The sequence below is a fragment of the Streptomyces sp. NPDC006259 genome (genome assembly GCF_042870975.1).
In the GTDB taxonomy this organism is placed as follows: domain Bacteria; phylum Actinomycetota; class Actinomycetes; order Streptomycetales; family Streptomycetaceae; genus Streptomyces.
Genome location: NZ_JBIAHY010000006.1, coordinates 617,050 through 634,771, shown reverse-complemented (window position 1 = coordinate 634,771; position 17,722 = coordinate 617,050). Strand labels below are relative to the sequence as shown.

Here is a 17,722-nt window from a genome sequence, read left to right as displayed (position 1 = left end):
ACAGTATCCGCGCGACCCGCCAGAGCGACTGAGTACTCCTACTCATTCCACGCACATGAACTGCCGTCGCGGTGACCCCACACGGCGTAGCTCGCCACAGCATCCTCGGGTGGACAGACCGATCCGCCGTCACGTCCTCCACTGCGGCGCCGTCGCCGCGCCGGCGTTCCGGTCGTGGGCGTCGGCGTCGCGGATGCGCGTCCTCGGGCGAGCTGGGCGGGGAACTCGAGTGGCCCCGGGTCGCGGCGCTCGACCGCTGACCGGGGCAGCATGCTCTGCGGGCGTCGGCGTCCCGCTCAGCGGGTGATGCGTACCGTCTTGGTCTCGGTGACCTGGTCGATGTCGGAGGCTCGTACGGTCACGTGCATCTGCCAGGTGCCGGGGAGGGGCAGGTGGAGGGCGTCGGCGGACCAGTAGCCGCCCCGGTCGGTGATCTTGGCGTCGAGCGGGCCGATGTCCTGGCCGGGGAGGGTGAAGGAGATGCGGAGTTCGGGCACGGTGGCGAAGCCGCCGTCGGCGCCGTAGACCACGGCCTGCACCGCGTTCTCGCCGACCCGGCCCGGGTCGAGCGTGATCTGCACGCTGCCGCGGGCGCCGGGGGCGTCGGGGGCGCTCATGTCGAAGGGGACCGTGGTCACGGAGGCGACGGGCAGTCCGATCGCCTGCTGGGGCGTCGCCGCCTCCGCCTCCGCCCGGCCGGGCAGGGTGCCCGTCAGCACGGTGGTGAGGCCGAGCACGAGGACGGAGACGGCGACCTCCGCGAGGACGGACCTGCGCAGGGCACGGCGGTGCGCGTGCTCGGCCGGGGTGAGGGGCGTGCCCTCGTCGGGCCTGGGTCCGCCGGGCAGGGCCGGGCGGTCCGGGAGGGGCTGCCGCGCGGGCACCCCGTCCTTCCCCGAAGCCCCGACCACCGCCGCCACCTTCGGCTCCGCCCCGTTCGGCTCGCCCTTCGGCTCGTCCTCATCCGCGTTCGGCAGCATCGCCGCCTCCTTCACGTTCGTGTGCTGGTCCGCTTCCGTTCCCACCAACCGCCCGGTCCACCGCCGCGACCAGGCGCCCGCCAGGAGCAGCAGGCCCACCGCCGCCAGCTTGGCCAGGAGGGTCCGGCCGTACGTCGTGTCCGTCAGGGCGTTCATGGTGCCGAGGCCGCGCCAGGCCTGGTAGACGCCGGTGACCGCCAGGACGGTGACCGACGCGGTGGCGAGCCGGGAGAAGCGGGCGGCCACGGCGGCCGGGAGGGTGCCGTGGCGGAGCAGGGTGAGCAGGGCGGTGAGGCCGCCGAGCCACACCGCCATGGCCAGCAGGTGCAGTACCGAGGAGGCCATCGCGGCCGGTACCTGGATGCCGACGGACGCGTGTTCGGCGGCGGCCCAGGTCAGGGCCAGGCCCACGGACAGGGCGAGGCCGGTGGCCAGCGATGCCCGGCTGGGCCGTGCGCGGCCGCGCTGCCGGAGCAGGACGACGGCGGCCACGGCCAGCAGGAGCAGTCGGGCCGCCAGGGCGATGCCCGGGCGGCCGGAGAGGGTGCGGGTGAGTCCGGTGGGGTCGAGTGCCTGGTCGGGGCCGGCGCCGGTCTCGTAGGGGGCGCGCAGCAGGAGCAGCAGGACCGTCGACGCGGTGAACGTCCACCAGCCGGCCACCAGGAGCCGGCGCAGCGGCCGGGCGTCCGGGGGGCGGCACAGGGCGGCGAAGGCGGCCGTACCGATGAGCAGGGCGGCGGCGCCGTACGCCAGATAGCGGCCGAGTTTGTGCAGGCCGGCGGTGGCCGGGTCCTCGACGGGGCCGCCGGGGACAGTGGCCGGCGTCGGGGAGGGCGCGCCGATGGAGAAGGTGAAGGCGCCGGCGATGGGGTGGCTGTCGGCCGAGACGACCCGCCAGGCCACGGTGTAGGTGCCGGTGCCGAGCTGGGCGGGGAGGGTGACGAGGGCGCTGTCGGACCGGCCGTCGGCGTGCTGCGCCTCGCCGGTCTCGACACGGCCGTTGTCGGGGCCGAAGACGCGGAAGGTGTCGTCGATCAACCCCACGGACTCGGTGAAGGTCAGGGTGATGCCTCGGGGCGCGGTCCTGAGGACGGACCCGTCGGCGGGGTCGGCGTCGCGGAGGGCGGCGTGGGCCGACGCCTGGCCCGCGCTCCCGAGGAGCAGCAGGACCAGCGTGGCGCCCAGCAGCACCAGCCCCCGCAACCGCGGGCCGCTCCGGCTCCGGCCTCCGTCTGGGCCTCGGAATCGGCCTCCGTCCCGGCTACGGAATCGGTCCGGGCTGTGCCCCGTACCGCGCCGTCGTCCGCCGTCGCGTCCTTCGTTCACGTCACCGCTCCGTACTCCGGACTCCCGACTCCCCGTGCTCGGGGATACGTACGGACCGCGGGCCGCTCCTGCTCATCACGGCGGGCGTCGTCGGCGTCCCCCGGTCGGCCGACGGCGGCGGCGGCCTCGCGCGGGCGCCGTACGCCGTCCGGGCAGAACGAACGCGAAACGCGAACAGGCCGAGCGGGCTCGTCAGCCGCCCGCGCCCGCGGCCAGGGTTGTCCGGCCCGTCGGCACGGTCATGGACGGCACAGTTCCGCGATGTGGGCGGCCCGGTCCGGGTAGCGCGCTGTCAGGGCGGCGGCCTCCCCGTGTTCGTAGCCCTCGTAGGTGAAGCCGGGGGCCATGGTGCAGCCGAAGAAGGCCCAGGCGCCGCCGGACGTCACCCGCGCGCCCATCCAGGTGCGCGCGGGGACGGTGAGCTGCGGGTGCTGGCCGCCGAGGACGTCCGGGCCGAGCACGGCCGTGCGGGAGGTGCCGTCGGGGGCGAGGAGCAGCAGCTCCAGCGGGTCACCGAGGTAGAAGTGCCAGATCTCGTCGCCGGGGAGGCGGTGCAGGGCGGAGAAGTCGTCCGCGGTGAGCAGGGCGACTATGGCGGATCCGGCGTGGCTGCCGTCGGGCAGTCCGGGGCCGGTCCAGGTACGGCGGAACAGGCCGCCCTCGCGGGGGATCGGCTCCAGGCCGTAGTGCGCGACGAGATCCTCGGGGGTCACCCGGGGAAGGCTACCTCCCGCCTCAGGAACGCCAGTTGGGCCGTCTTCCGCGGCAGGTACACGTCCGGCAGGTCGATCTCCGGCAGGGTGACGACCGGTCCGGTCTCGAAGCCCTGGCGGACGAACCGGGCGAGGGCCTTGTCGTTGCGCACGTCCGGGTCGACCACGACCCGCCGCCGGTCCATTCCCACCAGCACGTACGACGCGAACACACCCATCAGTGCCGACGACCAGCCCGGCCGCGCGCCCCGCTCCCCGGCGGGCGCGAGCAGCACATGGACGCCGATGTCCCCCGGCAGCACCTCGTAGCACTCGCCGACCCGGTCCTCGGACGGCTCGTACGTCTGGAGTACGGCGACGGGCTCGCCGTCCAGTTCGACGAGGAAGGCGTGGTGGGTGTCGAGACCCGCCATGTGGGCGTACACCTCGGCGACCTGGTCCTCGGTGAGGCCGTTCATGCCCCAGAACGCGGCCCGCTCCTCGCTGACCCAGCCGTGCACGACCGCCGCGTCGGCCTCGGCGTCCAGGGACCGGATACGGACGGTGCCGAAGCCCGCCGCGCTCTCCTCGTGGACGTACCGGCCGTCGAGAGCCTGGTCGATGTCCCGGCCGTCGAGAGCCTGGTCGATGTCCCGGCCGTCGAGGGCCTCGTCGATGTCCCGGCCGTCGAGGGCCTCGTCGGTGCATCGGCCGTCGAGGGCCTCGTGGACGTGCGCGTCAGTCATCGCTCTCCTTCGTCAGGTGCGCCCAGTCGGTGACGACCGGGGCCAGCCCGCCCGTGAGCCACAGGGGGAGCTGGTCGTGGTGGTGGGGGCTGTCGGGGTGGCCGGAGGCGCCGTGGGGCACGATCCAGCGGCTGTCCTCGCGGCGGGCCAGGTCCCAGACGTAACGGGCGGCCGGGCCGCGGGCGGCGAGGTCGGTCCAGCCGGGCACGGTGGAGGTGCACAGCACGCAGTCGTGGTCGCCGGAGAGGGCGGGGCCTTCCTGGGAGGGGTCGGGCAGGGCGCGCCAGGGCGCGAGGCGGTGGGTGTCGCCCCAGCGGACGGCCGGCTGTCCGGCGACCTCCTCAAGGGCTTCCTTCACGAGCTTCGGCCGGTCGATGCCGTACAGGTCCTCGGCGCGCAGGAGGTGTTCGAGGGCGAAGCCGATGCGCGGGAGCAGGGCGAGCCAGGGGAGGAGGACCTCGGGGTAGGCGGGCGGGGCGGTGAGGGCGGCGAAGGCCGGTTCGGCGGCCAGGCGGCGTACGAGCGCGCCGCGCACGGCCGCGAACCGCGCCGCCTCCTGGCTGTCCGCGTCCATCCGGCGGTCCCAGCCCAGGAGTCGGTCGCGCAGGTCGGCCGCCGCCGCGGTGAGGCCGTCGAGGGCGGCCAGGTGGTCCAGGAGGGGTGCGGCGGAGGCGAGGTGGGTGTCGGTGTGGATGGCCGCCATGTCGGACGCCGACCACTGCCGGCGTCCGTCGAGCAGCGCGCGGATGCGGTCGGCGCGGTGCGGCGGGGCGAACTCCACGCCCAGCTCGGCGGCGGGTCCGCGCTGGTTGGCCATGACGGCGACGCCGTCGGTGAGCCCGGCGCGGGGTGTCTCGTGCCAGCCGGTCCACTCGTGGCCGGGCTCCCAGGCGGGCACCAGCCGGATGCGGTTGGCCCGCGCGCGTACGGGCACGCGGCCGGCGACCCGGTGCAGCAGGCCGCCCTCGGTGTCGGCGGCCTGGACCACGTTGACCGGCTCGGCCCACAGGTCGAGGGCGCGGTCGACGTCGGCGACCCGGCGGGCCCGCAGCAGCGGGAGCAGGGCGGAGAAGCCGAGGTCGCCGGTGACGCGGGGCGGGTGGCGCAGGGCGAGCGCGAGCGGGGTGCCGTCGCCGGTGCCGTCCGGGTTGCCGTCGTCCAGGCCCTCGGGGCCGCCCGCGATCACCGGGCCCCGCTCGGTCTCCAGCACCTCGACCTCCACGGTCTCCTCCCCCGCCACCCGGACGAGTTCGGTGTGCCGGGCGACCCGCCGCCAGCCGCCGTCCGGGCCGAGGGCCTCGACGCCGACGCCGGTGCGGCGCAGACGTTCGCGGTAGAGGTCCTGGTAGTCGGCCATGGCGTTGGTGATGGCCCAGGCGACCGTGCCGGTGTGGCCGAAGTGGGCGATGCCGGGGACACCGGGCACGGCCAGTCCGACGACGTCGAACTCGTCGCAGGCCAGCCGGATCTGCTGGTAGACGCCGGGGTCCTCGATGAAGCGGTGCGGGTCGCCGGCGATGACGGCCTGCCCGGTGACCGTGCGGTCGCCGCTGACCAGCCAGCCGTTGCTGCCGGAGGTGCCGGGCCCGTCGGTGGCGAACAGGCCGACGGCGTCCTCCCCGAGGTGGCGGGCGGCCTCCTCGCGCCACAGCTTGGCGGGGAAGCCGGCGAAGAGGATGTGGGTGGAGAGCCAGACGGCCAGCGGGGTCCAGGGCTCCCAGCGGCCGGGGGCGAGGCCGACGCGCTCGAACTCGGGGGTCACGCGCAGGCCTTGGTTGACCCCGTCGACGTACGCCCCCACCCAGTCGGCGGTCTCGGGGTCGCGCCGTTGCAGGGTGGTGAAGCAGCGGCGGGCGGTGTCGTCGAGGCGGGCGCGGCGGACGAAGCTGTCCCAGGGGAGGGCCTCGGGGCCGAGGAACGACGCGGAGGTGCCACGCGCGCGGTGCCGCTCGACCTCCAGCTGCCAGGCGCGGTCCCGGGCGGTGACGCGGCCCTGGAGGCGGGCGAGGGCGAGAGCGTTGCCGGCCCGCAGGTGCGGAATGCCCCAGGCGTCCCGGTAGATCTCCTCGGCCTCAGGTGTCCCGTGGGTGGTCCCAGTGGTAGTCCCACCGGTCCCAGCGGTCCCACCGGTCCCAGCGATCGGTGTGGTCTCACCGGTCCCAGCGATCGGTGTGGTCTCACCGGCCCCATCGATCCCACGGGTCGCAGTGGTTCCGGTCTGGCCGGTCCCACCGGCCTCGCCCCCGGATTCGCCCCCGCTCTCCGCGTCCACCTGGCGGGCGGCTCCGTCCCTTGCGCTCGTCACTCTGTGACCCTTCTCAGGTTTAGGTTAGGCTCACCTAATTATTTGGTGCGGGAATCGTACGCGAGAGGTGAAGAGGCATGGCGCAGGGGAGGGGCTGGGAGGGCGCGGTCCTCAAGTTGATGCGGGCGAAGGACTTCACCCTCACCGTCACAGGGGCCGAGGACGTCACCCCGGAGTACCGGAGGCTGCGTCTCACCGACGGCGGGTTGCTGGCCGCGAACGGCGTCCACCCCACCATGTGGGTACGCCTGTGGTTCACCAACGCGGGCAAGCCGCACCAGCGGGCCTACACGCTGGTCGACCCCGACCCGGCGACCGGCACCTTCTCCCTGGAGTTCGCCCTGCACGAGGGCGCCGCCAGCGACTGGGCGCGGGCCGCCCGGCCCGGTCACACCATCGAGGCCACCGTCCAGGGCACGGGCTTCACCGCGCCCGTCCCGGCCCCCTCCCACGTCCTCGTGATCGGAGATCCGGCCTCGCTCCCCGCGATCAACTCCCTCCTGGACGCCCTCGGCCCGGCACCGGCCACGATCTGGTTCGAGGGCGGCGAGGACGGCCTCCCGTTCCGCACCGACCCCGCCCGGCACGACCTCCGCCGCATCCCCCGCACGGAACTGGTCGACCGTGTGAAGACCGAGCTGCCCGCCCTGCTGGCCGCCACCCCGGACCCGTACGTCTGGATCGCCTGCGACACCCGGACCACCCGCACCCTGTCGGCGTACGTCCGCAAGGACCTGGCGGTCCCGAAGGAACGGACGCACGCGCTGGGGTACTGGCGGGCCGAATGACGGGCGGGACCGGACGGTCGCGAACGGGCGTCCCCCTCCCCCACGCGGCATGATCGAAGGCATGGACGTCACCCTTCACCTCGCCCAGGATCCCGAGGCCGACGAGCTTCTGGGCCGGTCCCCGCTCGCCGCGCTGGTCGGGATGCTGCTGGATCAGCAGGTTCCGATGGAGTGGGCGTTCAAGGGGCCCCGGACGATCGCCGACCGGTTCGGCGCGGACGATCTGGACGCGCACGACATCGCCGCCCGCGACCCGGAGGCCTTCACGGCCCTGCTGTCGGAGAAGCCGGCCGTGCACCGCTATCCGGGTTCGATGGCCAAGCGGATCCAGCAGCTCTGCCAGTACCTCGTCGAGCACTACGACGGTGACGCGAGCGCGGTCTGGGACGGCGTGTCCACCGGCGCGGAGCTGCTGGGGCGGCTGGAGGCACTGCCCGGCTTCGGGAAGCAGAAGGCGCAGATCTTCCTGGCCCTGCTGGGCAAGCAGCTCGGCGTGCGCCCACGGGGCTGGCGGGAGGCGGCGGGCGCCTACGGCGAGGAGAAGTCCTTCCGGTCCGTCGCCGACATCACAGGACCCGAGTCGCTGGTAAAGGTGCGGGCGCACAAACAGGAGATGAAGGCGGCGGCCAAGGCGGCGAAGACCGCCAAGGGGTAGGCCGAACATGGAGGGCCCGCCGAGGGGTGGGCCGCGCCGCAAGGGTGGAGCGCCCAAGGAACAGGTGCACGCCGAGGACCAGGTGCATGCCAAGGTGCACGCGCGAGACCCCGGCCCCTCCCTGAGCCCACGCCGGACGGAGCAGGTCCGCGGACCTCCGCGCCCCTGCCGGGCCGGGACGTGGCCTCGCACCCGGTGAGCCCGTGCCAGGCGCGGCGGGTTTCCGCTGTCGGCGAGTCCCTGGCGGACAGGGCAGGACCCCGGCGCCGCTGAGCCCGTGCGAGGCGGAGCAGTTCCCCGCGCCCCGTGATCCTGCGGGCCGGATCCGGTCAGGCCGTGGCACCCCTGAGCCCACACCGGGCGGAGCAGATCACCATGCCCCACCCCGGCCCACACCGGGCGGAGCAGATCACCGTGCCCGCACCCCGGCCGAGCCGACCGGCCCTCGCCTCCTGAGCCCCTGCCAGGCCCGGCAGACCCGCCCTGCCTCTCCCCGCCCCGCCCCGCCCCGCCCCGCGCGCCCCGCCCCCAACGTCGTCCTGCCGACAGGGCGAACTCCCCGACGCTCCCGTGCCCCGTCAGCCCCCGCCGGACGGGACAGGTCCCCGCATCCCGGCCGAGCCCACCGGCCCTCGCCTCCTGAGCCCCTGCCAGGCCTGGCAGACCCGCCCTGCCTCTCCCCGCGCCGCTCCGCCCCGCCCCGCGCGACCCGCCCCCAGCGTCGTCCTGCCGACAGGGCGAACTCCCCGGCGCTCCCGTGCCCCGTGAGCCCCCGCCGGACGGGACAGGTCCCCGCGCCCCGCACCGCACCCTTGCCGGGTCCGGCAGGGACTCCCCCTCCGCGGAGTCCATGACGTGCTCCGAACGAGCGGTTCTCGTGTCCGCTGTGCTGAACGGCGGGCGTGTCGCGGGCAGGGGACCTGCCATGAGCAGCCCCGCAAGGAACGTCCCGCGCCACCGCTCCTGGCTGCGGGTCCTCGTGCTGCTGCTCGCCGTCCTGGTGCCGGGCGCCCCCGCCGCGGTCCACGCGCCCGCGCCGGTGGCCGCCGCGGAGATCGCCGAGTACGACGCCCTCGACGCCCTGCGTCCGGCGGGGGCCGCCGCTCGCCGGGCTGTGGCGCCCCGCCCGGCGCCGGCCCCCGCCCCTGCCGTCACGTCCGGCCGCGTACTCCGCGCGCCGTCCCGGCCGCCGTACCCCCCGGCCGCCCTGAACTCCCTGCGCGCGGTGGTCCTGCGTTGCTGACGTCCTCGTTCGCCATGACGACGACAGGTCAGTTCCACGCTCGAGAAACACAGGACTCACGCCATGCCGACAGACCCGTACGCGATCCTGCGCGCCCTGCTGCGCGCGGAGGCCGCACGCAGTACGCCGAAACCGCGAACCGACGTCACCGACCGGCAGAAGGCGCGACCGATCCCGGAGAACGACCGGGGTCGCTGACGCGCGGGGCGGAGGCGGGCCACCGCCTCCGCCGTGTCATGCCGTGCCGTGCTGTGTCATGCCCTGCCGTGTCATGCCCTGCCGTGCCGAGGAGGGAGCGCGTAAGCGCCTGAGCGCGTGATCTCCCGCCCGATCCGCCCGATCCGCCCGATCCGCCCGATCCGCCTGCCCGCGAACCGCGCCGGCGACCTGGACATGCCGGGCTCCGGTCTGTCGGCGTCGCCGGGCTCCGGGAGGCCGTTGAAGGGGGTGGCCGGCAGCCACAGCGGGGAGGTGGAGACCGGCTGCGGCCTGTCCGGACGACGGACAGGTCGAGGACGGGGGCGGTCCCGCGGCCGTCGTCCGCGCTGCGCGGTCGCGGGAACTCGGCCGTGTCGAACTCGGGCTCACCGCAAAACGTCGGGCGGCCACCGGCTTCCCGGCCCAGTGACCGTGGCGGTGGCGCATGGGCAGGAGGGCGTGGACCCGCGCCCCGGGCCGGCGGGTCCCACCCCGGGCAGAGCGCCGAGATCGAGGTCGGGGCAGGCGCGAACCGCGAGGGCATCCGAAACCCGGCCGCCGCACCTCGCGCCGCCGCTCGCGGCCGTGAGGGCGTGCCCGGCGGCCTTCGCCGGCAGACTCATCGACAGCCCATCGTTCCGGTTTGCACATGTTCGTCACGCCTTTTCCGGCCGCGCACTCCACCACCATGGCTGCGCCCGGAACGTCAGGACCGGTAGGCTTTCCGTGTGATCTTCAAGCGCATCGGAAACGGCCGGCCGTACCCCGACCACGGCCGGGAAAGCACCCGGCAGTGGGCGGACGTCGCGCCGCGCCCGGTCCGCCTCGATCAGCTGGTGACCACCAAGCAGCAGCTCGACCTGGAAACCCTGCTCGCCGAGGACTCCACGTTCTACGGCGACCTCTTCGCGCACGTCGTGAAGTGGCAGGGCGACCTGTATCTGGAGGACGGCCTCCACCGCGCGGTCCGGGCCGCGCTCCAGCAGCGCCAGGTCCTCCACGCGCGCGTGCTCGAACTGGACTGAGCCGCCTCCGATCCACCCCCGAGCCGCCCGGCCCGCCCCACTCACCCCCTGGCCGGTTGGCCCTTTCGGGTGCTCTGCGCCCTGTCGAATGATCATCTAGTAGGCACGGCCGCCCCGGCGCACTACGCTGCGCTCATGAGCATGCTGACTCCCCCCGGCATGGGCGGCCAATACCGGATCAGGGGGGACAAGTACCCCCGGATGCGCCCGTCCCGACGACGCGGCAGGCTGGTCGGCGCGGTCGTCGCCTGCGGAGCCGTGCTCGGTGTGGCCGGCTGGGGAACCCTCCAGCTCATCGACGTCTTCACCGGCGGCGGAGGCACCGCCTCGGCGCTCGGCACGAAGGCCGGCTGCACGACGAAGACCGGCCCCGCGGCCGTCGCGTCCCCGGCAGCCCTGCCCAGGCCCGCGCAGATCACGGTGAACGTCTTCAACGCCACCACCCGCAGCGGCCTCGCCAAGACCACCGCCGACGAACTCAAGAAGCGCGGGTTCCGCATCGGCGACGTGGGCAACGCCGGCCCGCAGTACGACAAGAAGGTCACCGGCACCGGCGTACTGCTCGGCCCGGCGTCCTCGCTGAACACCTCGCTGCCGGTCCTGGCCACCCAGCTCACCACCGCCGAGCGCCGCACCGACGCCGCCCACAAGGGCACCACGGTCGACCTGATCATCGGCAACGGCTTCAAGACGCTGACGAGTCAGCCGGAGGCGACCAGGGCCCTGACGGCGCTGGCCGCACCGAAGCCGGCGGCGACCACGAAGAAGGACTGCTGACCGCCGTACCCCTCGGGTACGGCGGGTGTCACTCGGCCGCGCCGTACAGGCGGTCGCCCGCGTCGCCCAGGCCCGGGACGATGTAGCCATGCTCGTTGAGGTGGTCGTCGACGGCCGCCGTGACGACGGTGACCGGGGCGCCCGCCAGCTCCCGTTCCATGATCGCCACGCCCTCGGGCGCGGCCAGCAGCACCACCGCGGTGACGTCGTCCGCGCCCCGCCTGATCAGCTCACGGATCGCGGCGACCAGCGTGCCGCCGGTGGCCAGCATCGGGTCCAGGACGTACACCTGACGGCCGGACAGGTCCTCCGGCATGCGCGTGGCGTACGTGGAGGCCTCGAGGGTCTGCTCGTCGCGGATCATGCCCATGAAGCCGACCTCGGCGGTCGGCAGCAGCCGGACCATGCCGTCCAGCATGCCGAGGCCGGCCCGCAGGATCGGCACCACCAGCGGACGCGGACGGGCGAGCTTGACGCCGGTGGTCCCGGCGACCGGCGTCACGATGTCGACCAGCTCGGTACGCACGTCCCGCGTGGCCTCGTAGGCGAGCAGGGTGACCAGCTCGTCGGCGAGGCGACGGAAGGTCGCGGAGTCCGTGCGGCGGTCGCGCAGCGTGGTGAGCTTGTGGGCGACCAGGGGGTGGTCGACGACGTGGAGACGCATGTCCACAACAGTAACCGGGCCCGACCGGCCCGGCGTCCCCGCACACGGTGCGCCCGTTTTCCCCGGTCGGGCCGTTCGCCGGCATCAAACGGCCCGGTGGGGGAAGGTGGTGGGGACGGACCAGGGTGGTGGACCAATGCCTGACCTGCCAGAGCGTGCGGCGTCGCGAGCGAAGCAGTCGTCGCAGAACGCGTCGCAGAACCCGTCGGAGGAGCCGTCGGAGACCGAGGCCGAGCGCCGCCGGCGCCGCGCCCGGTTCCTGCGCGAGCTGGCCGAGGCCCGCGAGCTGCGCGACCGCGTCCAGCCGCGCCGCGCCAAGACCGCCCGGCTCCGACACGCGATGCGCATGCGCACGTTCCGCTGGTAGCCGCCCGCCCGGCGCCCGTTGGGAAGGCCCCCGACGTCAGGCGCGTTACGGGGGTGGGCGTGCGTGGCCGAACGGCAAAGCCGCGTACGATCCGCGGTGGTGGCAACGAGTGCGCTGGTGAGTTGGTTGCGGACCTCCGCGTGGACCCGCGATCAAAACCTCCGGACACAGGGAGCCGAAGACGTCCCCTGGACGCTTTGTTTCTGCCACGATTCCGAGTGGGTGGGGCTCGGAGCCTCAGCTCTCTCCGCCCGCAACCTCCGCCGGGGGGACCCCCAACCGGCACGCCTAGGACCAGTGGGAGAGTCACGGTGTACTTCGCCGCACTGCTCGCGCGCACCGAAGACGGGTGGGAAGCGAGCGACACGGAGCTGGACGATGTGGAAACCCTGTCGGATCTGACCGACCTGGCACGGGAAGCCGCTCCCGACGAGGACACCGTCCTCGTGCTGATCGAGCAGGAGGACTCCTGGTTCGGGGTCGTCCGCATCGACGGCGAGGAGGATCCGCGCATCTTCGTCTCCGACGCCAGCGCCGCCGCCCGCAGTTCGTACGGCGAGATCCTGCTCACCGACGAACTGCTCGGCCGAGATCCGGGTGACGCCGACGACCTGGACGTCCTCGACCTCGACGGCACCGAGGACGGCGACGACGACAACGACGAGGAAGCGGACGACGCCGGGGACGGCGTGCCGAGCGCCGGTGCGGCCGAAGCGGTGCCGCACGGCCCGGTCGGCGACGCCGGCATCCTCGACGACCTCGGTGTCGGCGAGAAGGAACTGCGGGCGCTGTCCTCGGACGCGCTCACCGAGATCGCCGAGTCCCTCGGGGCCTCGGAGGTCCTGGAGACCGTCCGCTGACCGCACCGACCGAGGGGGGCCGGCCCGCCGACCCCGTACGCGACCACTGGCGGGCCGCCATGCGGCTCGCCCTGGACGAGGCCGCGCTGGCCGCCCGCGGTGGCGACGTCCCCGTCGGCGCCGTCGTGCTGGCCGCCGACGGCACCACCGTCCTCGCGACCGGCCACAACGAACGCGAGGCGGGCGGTGACCCCACCGCCCACGCGGAGGTGCTCGCCCTGCGGCGGGCCGCGGCCCGGACCGGGGAGTGGCGGCTGACCGGCTGCACGCTCGTCGTCACGCTGGAGCCGTGCACGATGTGCGCCGGGGCCCTCGTCCAGTCCCGCGTGGACCGCGTCGTCTACGGCGCCCGCGACGACAAGGCGGGGGCGGCCGGCTCCCTCTGGGACGTGGTCCGCGACCGGCGGCTCAACCACCGGCCCGAGGTGGTCGAGGGCGTCCTCGCCGAGGACTGCGCCAGGCTGCTCACCGAGTTCTTCCGCTCCCGCTGAAACCTCCCGCCGAATCCGATTTCAAAGCGGGGCTCACCTTGTTGTAAGGTCTCTCTCGGTAGCGTGTCCGAGCGGCCGAAGGAGCTCGCCTCGAAAGCGAGTGTGGCGCAAGTCACCGAGGGTTCAAATCCCTCCGCTACCGCTGATGACACCCCCTGAACCGTGGCGACACGGGTCAGGGGGTGTTCTGCTGTACGTCGGTGACCTCACGCGGACTCCCCGAAAGCGCCCTGCCCGTTGTGGCGTTGATCGGGAAAAACGATGTGAGGGTTACACTCGCGGCCGGCAACAGGGGACCCCAGGGGCAGGACTCAGAGGGAGGCCGCGGTGGCGGTGAACGCAAAGAAGATCGCCGTCTACGTACTCGTGGTCTTCGTGCTGTACGTGATCATCACGGATCCGGAGAAGGCGGCGGACTACGTCCAGATAGGCTTCGAGGGCATATCGGACGCCGCCAGCGCCGTCGGCGACTTCTTCACCTGGCTCGCCGACGGAGCGAAGTAGCAGCCGCGCAGCCGCAGCCGACGGGAGTTCCCTTGATCCGCCATCTGGTCCTCTTCAAGCTCCACGAGGGCGTCACCCGTGACGACCCCCGGGTGGTGGCGGGCGAAGCGGCCTTCCGCGCCCTGGGCGGGCAGATCGAGGAGCTGCGCTTCTGGGAGCTGGGCTGGAACATCAGCGACCGGCCCATCGCCTACGACTTCGCGATCAACTCCGCGGTCGAGGACGCGGACGCCCTGAAGCGGTACATCGAGCACCCGGCACACCAGGCGGGCGTCGCCCTCTGGCGGGAGTTCGCCACCTGGGTGGTCGCCGACTACACGTTCTGACCGCGCGACGTGGCGGGGCGGCGCGTCCGGGCTACGCGTACGGGCGATGGGTCCGGACTACGCGTCCGGGCGCCCCGCCGCGCGGGCGGTCCGGGCGCCCCGCCTGCGCGGCCGGCCGTTGACCGCGTGCGTGCGGCCCGTCCGCGCGGCCCGTGCGGGCGCCCTGCCTGTACGGCCCTGGCTGCGTGGTCGGTCCGTGCGGGCGCTCTGCCTGTACGCCCTGCCTGCGCGGCCTGTCCGTGCGACCCGTGGCGGCGCCCCGCCTGTACGCCACGCCTGTGCGGCCGGTCCCGGCCGTTCTGACTTCGCAGGCCCCCTTGGCGTGCCGACTTCCGGATCCCTCTTCGCGTGCCGGCTTCTCGGCTCGTCCTCGCGCACTCCCCATGCGCTCGGACCGCTCCGCACCGAGCCCTGCGCCGGAACGGCGGGGGCTTTCGCGCGTCCCGGGACCAACTTCTCCCTCAACACGGGGTTATGGGGTGCTTGCACACAGTGCACATGTCTTGTGATGCTATGACCGCTTTTGACGGATGAGTTGACCGATGTTGACCTGACGAAGAGGTGGCGTTGACCGTGTCGGCCAGTACTGCGCCGCCTCAGGAAGAGGCACCCGCCCCGACGCCCGAGCGGCGCCGCGGCGCGGACACCCGGGCACTGACCCAGGTGCTCTTCGCCCAGCTGAAGAACCTGCAACCGGGCACCCCGGAGCACGACCGCGTGCGGGGGGCTCTCATCGAGGCCAACCTCCCGCTGGTGCGCTACGCCGCCGGCCGCTTCCGCTCCCGCAACGAGCCGATGGAGGACGTCGTCCAGGTCGGCACCATCGGCCTGATCAACGCCATCGACCGCTTCGACCCCGACCGGGGCGTGCAGTTCCCGACCTTCGCGATGCCGACGGTCGTCGGCGAGATCAAGCGGTACTTCCGCGACAACGTGCGCACGGTCCACGTACCGCGCCGGCTGCACGAGCTGTGGGTGCAGGTCACCAGCGCCACCGAGGACCTGACCACCGCCTTCGGCCGTACGCCGACCACCGCCGAGATCGCCGAGCGGCTGCGCATCCCCGAGCACGAGGTGCTGTCCTGCATCGAGGCCGGCCGGTCGTACCACGCCACCTCGCTGGAGGCCGCGCAGGAGGGCGACGGGCTGCCCGGCCTGCTGGACCGGCTCGGCTACGAGGACCCGGCCCTGGACGGCGTGGAGCACCGCGACCTGGTCCGCCACCTCCTCGTCCAGTTGCCCGAACGCGAGCAGCGGATCCTGCTGCTGCGCTACTACAGCAACCTGACGCAGTCGCAGATCAGCGCGGAACTCGGGGTCTCCCAGATGCACGTCTCACGCCTCCTGGCGCGGAGCTTCCAGCGGCTGCGGTCGGCGAACCGCATCGACGCCTGACGGTTCCGTCCGCCGCCCGGCGGGCCCGGCGACCCCTCGGCGGCGGTGACGCATAGCCCTTCGGGGTGAAATCGCGTAACCGAACGCGGAAGCGATCCATCACCGCCACGGGCGAATCACCCAGCAGGGCGCTTCCCGGCGAATCCGTGCTGATAAACCGTCACACCCCCTGTTTCCAGGGCCGATTCGTGACTGACATGTCGACATGTCACTACAGCGTGTTGCCGACATGTGACATTCTGCCGGAAGCGCGTTTGCCAGAGCTTCGGCTCCGGTATTCAGGTGAAGGCTGGCGTTCCTCGATCCGGAGCGTTCGTCACGACCGTCCCGCGACCCAAAGGGGGTGGCATGTCCGCAGACCAGGGCAGCTCGAAGGTGCTCATGCTCACGAAGAGCGAGTCCGCGCCCACCGAGCCCGTCACGCCCGTCGAGCCCGACGTGCTCGACGCCGTCACGGCCCTCGAGGCCGCTCCCGTCCCGGCCCTTCCGGCCACGGGAGCCATCGACACCCGCACCCTGTCCCGCTCCCTGTTCCTGCGGCTGGCCGCGCTCGACGAGGAGAGCCCCGAGCGCGCGTACGTCCGGGACACGCTCATCGAGCTGAACCTCCCGCTCGTGCGGTACGCGGCAGCACGCTTCCGCTCGCGCAACGAGCCGATGGAGGACATCGTCCAGGTCGGCACCATCGGCCTGATCAAGGCGATCGACCGCTTCGACTGCGAACGGGGCGTCGAGTTCCCGACCTTCGCGATGCCCACGGTCGTCGGCGAGATCAAACGCTTCTTCCGCGACACCTCGTGGTCGGTGCGCGTCCCGCGCCGCCTCCAGGAGTTGCGGCTCGCCCTCACCAAGGCCAGCGACGAACTCTCCCAGAAGCTGGATCGCTCGCCGACGGTGGCCGAACTCGCCGTCGTCCTGGGCGTGTCGGAGGAGGACGTGGTCGACGGCCTGGCCGTCGGCAACGCGTACACCGCATCCTCCCTCGACTCCCCGGCCCCCGAGGACGACGGCGGCGAGGGCTCCCTCGCCGACCGCCTCGGCTACGAGGACATGGCGCTGGAGGGCGTGGAGTACCGCGAGTCGCTGAAGCCGCTGCTGGCCAAGCTGCCGCCGCGCGAACGCCGGATCATCATGCTGCGCTTCTTCGCCAACATGACGCAGTCGCAGATCGGCGAGGAGGTCGGCATCTCCCAAATGCACGTCTCGCGCCTCCTCACGCGCACCCTGTCCCAGCTCCGCGAGGGCCTGATCTCCGACTGAGCCACCCGGCGGGCCCGTCACCGGGCCCGCGTCCTCGTCCGCGGGCTATCTTCCTGACGGCCCGTCAGCGACACTGGCGCGATGCGCCGACCAACGTGGACACAGGGCCGCCGAGGCGCCTTACTGGGCGCGTCGGCGGCCGTCGTCGTCTGTACGGGAGTCCTCCTGGTCCCGGGCGACGGCGGTCAGGACAGGGGTTACGTGGCGACGGGCGCGGCACCGGGCCCCTCGGGCGCCGCGGTGCCGCCCACGGCCGGGGTCAGACTGGTGCCGCTGGACGGGCAGAGCGCCGGGTCGCCGCCGCACGGGAGCGGTCCGACGGCTCCGGCGGCCGTACCGCCGGAGAGCGGCGACGGGTCGGCCACGGCTCCGGACCCACGGCCGTCGTCGCCGGAAACCCGGACGGAAACCCGGACGGAACCCGGCCCGACTCCGGCCGGCCCCTCCGAGCCTCCTTCGGCCTCCCCCGTCTCACCCGCGCCTCCCTCCTCCCCTTCCACCCCCTCCCCCACCGTCCCGCCCGCCGGCCCGGCCGTTCTGAACGTGGGCGAGCCCGAACGTGCCGCCACGGACCGCCGTTGGTGCGAGCGGGTGACGCTCACCTTCCACAACTCCGGCGGTACGGCCGTCCGTTCGGGCTCGGTGACACTGGGGACGCACGTCATCGGCGCCCTGGGCGTCGACTGGGCGACGATCGAGGCCACGGAGGACCTCCCGGCGCCGATCGCTCCCGGAGCCCGCGAGCACGGCACCTGGACGGTCTGCGTGGACGCCTGGCGCGTCCCCCTGGGCATGCGCGTGGAGACGCGGGACGTGTCGGTGCGGTGGGAGTGACCCCTTGGGTACGACCGGGGTCCGGATGCCGACCCGGCGGGTGCGACCCGAGGGCGTACGACCTGGTGCACGGCGCGGGTGGGGCGCTTCCGGGCGCCGGGCAGGGACCGGTGCGGACGGCTTCGGCGGACGTGTGAGCAGGGCGGGGCGGGTGCTCGGCGGGGGATCGCGCGAGCGGGATACGGCCGCCCGGGCGTAAGGGCTGTGTGGGGGTGGGCCGGGGGCGCTCTCGGTCCGAGCGGGTGCGGCAGGTACCGGCGGACGGATGCCGCCCCGACGGACGCGG

The 17,722-nt window shown here is 73.5% G+C and carries 19 protein-coding genes and 1 tRNA gene; 15 read left to right on the top strand and 5 right to left on the bottom strand.

Annotated features, from left to right (window positions below; all coding sequences use genetic code 11):
* Window positions 1–296: 296 nt before the first annotated feature.
* The 4 genes from ACFYO5_RS27390 to ACFYO5_RS27375 form a co-directional block, all read right to left on the bottom strand.
* Window positions 297–2,171, bottom strand: a complete 1,875-nt coding sequence (locus tag ACFYO5_RS27390) for a copper resistance CopC/CopD family protein (RefSeq protein ID WP_388713713.1) — start codon at window positions 2,169–2,171, stop codon at window positions 297–299.
* Between the two features lie 374 nt (window positions 2,172–2,545).
* Complete coding sequence (locus ACFYO5_RS27385; protein ID WP_388713517.1) at window positions 2,546–3,019, bottom strand: cupin domain-containing protein; 474 nt, start codon at window positions 3,017–3,019, stop codon at window positions 2,546–2,548.
* Window positions 3,016–3,744: a GNAT family N-acetyltransferase gene (locus ACFYO5_RS27380; protein WP_388713514.1), complete on the bottom strand. Its 729-nt coding sequence runs from the start codon at window positions 3,742–3,744 to the stop codon at window positions 3,016–3,018. The genes ACFYO5_RS27385 and ACFYO5_RS27380 overlap by 4 nt, the downstream gene beginning before the upstream one ends.
* Window positions 3,737–5,806 carry a penicillin acylase family protein gene (locus tag ACFYO5_RS27375; protein ID WP_388713710.1) on the bottom strand — a complete coding sequence of 690 codons (2,070 nt, stop codon included), beginning with the start codon at window positions 5,804–5,806 and terminating at the stop codon, window positions 3,737–3,739. The genes ACFYO5_RS27380 and ACFYO5_RS27375 overlap by 8 nt, the downstream gene beginning before the upstream one ends.
* Window positions 5,807–6,126: 320 nt before the next feature.
* Here ACFYO5_RS27375 and ACFYO5_RS27370 point away from each other — a divergent pair, with 320 nt between their 5' ends.
* The 6 genes from ACFYO5_RS27370 (at window position 6,127) to ACFYO5_RS27345 (ending at window position 10,735) form a co-directional block, all read left to right on the top strand.
* On the top strand, window positions 6,127–6,837 hold the full coding sequence (locus ACFYO5_RS27370) for a siderophore-interacting protein (RefSeq protein WP_388713511.1): 711 nt from the start codon (window positions 6,127–6,129) through the stop codon (window positions 6,835–6,837).
* A 61-nt stretch (window positions 6,838–6,898) separates the two neighbouring features.
* Window positions 6,899–7,492: an HhH-GPD-type base excision DNA repair protein gene (locus ACFYO5_RS27365; RefSeq protein ID WP_388713508.1), complete on the top strand. Its 594-nt coding sequence runs from the start codon at window positions 6,899–6,901 to the stop codon at window positions 7,490–7,492.
* Window positions 7,493–8,417: 925 nt separating this feature from the next.
* Window positions 8,418–8,735 (top strand): hypothetical protein, encoded by a 318-nt coding sequence (locus tag ACFYO5_RS27360; RefSeq protein WP_388713505.1) that lies wholly within the window; start codon window positions 8,418–8,420, stop codon window positions 8,733–8,735.
* A gap of 63 nt (window positions 8,736–8,798) precedes the next feature.
* Window positions 8,799–8,933, top strand: coding sequence for a hypothetical protein (locus tag ACFYO5_RS27355; protein ID WP_356568829.1), 135 nt, complete (start codon window positions 8,799–8,801; stop codon window positions 8,931–8,933).
* A gap of 728 nt (window positions 8,934–9,661) precedes the next feature.
* A complete protein-coding gene (locus tag ACFYO5_RS27350) occupies window positions 9,662–9,958 on the top strand; it encodes a type II toxin-antitoxin system VapB family antitoxin (protein WP_004943146.1) in 297 nt (98 codons plus the stop codon).
* Window positions 9,959–10,117: 159 nt separating this feature from the next.
* On the top strand, window positions 10,118–10,735 hold the full coding sequence (locus ACFYO5_RS27345; protein ID WP_388713708.1) for a LytR C-terminal domain-containing protein: 618 nt from the start codon (window positions 10,118–10,120) through the stop codon (window positions 10,733–10,735).
* Window positions 10,736–10,763: 28 nt separating this feature from the next.
* Here ACFYO5_RS27345 and upp read toward each other — a convergent pair whose 3' ends face one another.
* Complete coding sequence (gene upp / locus ACFYO5_RS27340; RefSeq protein WP_388713502.1) at window positions 10,764–11,399, bottom strand: uracil phosphoribosyltransferase; 636 nt, start codon at window positions 11,397–11,399, stop codon at window positions 10,764–10,766.
* 136 nt (window positions 11,400–11,535) lie between these two features.
* On the opposite strand from upp, the gene ACFYO5_RS27335 reads away from it, so the two are divergent.
* The 9 genes from ACFYO5_RS27335 to ACFYO5_RS27295 all read left to right on the top strand — a co-directional run bounded on the left by ACFYO5_RS27335 (window position 11,536) and on the right by ACFYO5_RS27295 (window position 17,436).
* A complete protein-coding gene (locus tag ACFYO5_RS27335; RefSeq protein WP_388713499.1) occupies window positions 11,536–11,766 on the top strand; it encodes a hypothetical protein in 231 nt (76 codons plus the stop codon).
* 311 nt (window positions 11,767–12,077) lie between these two features.
* Window positions 12,078–12,626 carry a hypothetical protein gene (locus ACFYO5_RS27330; RefSeq protein WP_356568823.1) on the top strand — a complete coding sequence of 183 codons (549 nt, stop codon included), beginning with the start codon at window positions 12,078–12,080 and terminating at the stop codon, window positions 12,624–12,626.
* A gap of 59 nt (window positions 12,627–12,685) precedes the next feature.
* Window positions 12,686–13,117 carry a tRNA adenosine(34) deaminase TadA gene (gene tadA / locus ACFYO5_RS27325; protein ID WP_356568821.1) on the top strand — a complete coding sequence of 144 codons (432 nt, stop codon included), beginning with the start codon at window positions 12,686–12,688 and terminating at the stop codon, window positions 13,115–13,117.
* A gap of 57 nt (window positions 13,118–13,174) precedes the next feature.
* A tRNA-Ser gene (locus ACFYO5_RS27320) sits at window positions 13,175–13,259 on the top strand.
* 185 nt (window positions 13,260–13,444) lie between these two features.
* Window positions 13,445–13,621 (top strand): hypothetical protein, encoded by a 177-nt coding sequence (locus ACFYO5_RS27315; protein ID WP_356568819.1) that lies wholly within the window; start codon window positions 13,445–13,447, stop codon window positions 13,619–13,621.
* Between the two features lie 32 nt (window positions 13,622–13,653).
* Window positions 13,654–13,947, top strand: coding sequence for a Dabb family protein (locus tag ACFYO5_RS27310; RefSeq protein ID WP_356568817.1), 294 nt, complete (start codon window positions 13,654–13,656; stop codon window positions 13,945–13,947).
* 561 nt (window positions 13,948–14,508) lie between these two features.
* A complete protein-coding gene (locus ACFYO5_RS27305) occupies window positions 14,509–15,342 on the top strand; it encodes an RNA polymerase sigma factor SigF (RefSeq protein WP_356568815.1) in 834 nt (277 codons plus the stop codon).
* A gap of 348 nt (window positions 15,343–15,690) precedes the next feature.
* A complete protein-coding gene (locus ACFYO5_RS27300; RefSeq protein WP_356568813.1) occupies window positions 15,691–16,602 on the top strand; it encodes an RNA polymerase sigma factor SigF in 912 nt (303 codons plus the stop codon).
* A 543-nt stretch (window positions 16,603–17,145) separates the two neighbouring features.
* A complete protein-coding gene (locus ACFYO5_RS27295) occupies window positions 17,146–17,436 on the top strand; it encodes a hypothetical protein (protein WP_388713493.1) in 291 nt (96 codons plus the stop codon).
* Window positions 17,437–17,722 lie beyond the last annotated feature (286 nt).

Excerpts from the sequence above, each read along its gene's own strand:
- ACFYO5_RS27380 (WP_388713514.1), bottom strand. The coding sequence starts at position 3,744 with ATGACTGACGCGCACGTCCACGAGGCCCTCGACGGCCGATGCACCGAC.
- ACFYO5_RS27370 (WP_388713511.1), top strand. The coding sequence starts at position 6,127 with ATGGCGCAGGGGAGGGGCTGGGAGGGCGCGGTCCTCAAGTTGATGCGG.
- ACFYO5_RS27365 (WP_388713508.1), top strand. The coding sequence starts at position 6,899 with ATGGACGTCACCCTTCACCTCGCCCAGGATCCCGAGGCCGACGAGCTT.
- ACFYO5_RS27360 (WP_388713505.1), top strand. The coding sequence starts at position 8,418 with ATGAGCAGCCCCGCAAGGAACGTCCCGCGCCACCGCTCCTGGCTGCGG.
- ACFYO5_RS27355 (WP_356568829.1), top strand. The coding sequence starts at position 8,799 with ATGCCGACAGACCCGTACGCGATCCTGCGCGCCCTGCTGCGCGCGGAG.
- ACFYO5_RS27345 (WP_388713708.1), top strand. The coding sequence starts at position 10,118 with ATGGGCGGCCAATACCGGATCAGGGGGGACAAGTACCCCCGGATGCGC.
- upp (WP_388713502.1), bottom strand. The coding sequence starts at position 11,399 with ATGCGTCTCCACGTCGTCGACCACCCCCTGGTCGCCCACAAGCTCACC.
- ACFYO5_RS27335 (WP_388713499.1), top strand. The coding sequence starts at position 11,536 with ATGCCTGACCTGCCAGAGCGTGCGGCGTCGCGAGCGAAGCAGTCGTCG.
- tadA (WP_356568821.1), top strand. The coding sequence starts at position 12,686 with ATGCGGCTCGCCCTGGACGAGGCCGCGCTGGCCGCCCGCGGTGGCGAC.
- ACFYO5_RS27300 (WP_356568813.1), top strand. The coding sequence starts at position 15,691 with ATGTCCGCAGACCAGGGCAGCTCGAAGGTGCTCATGCTCACGAAGAGC.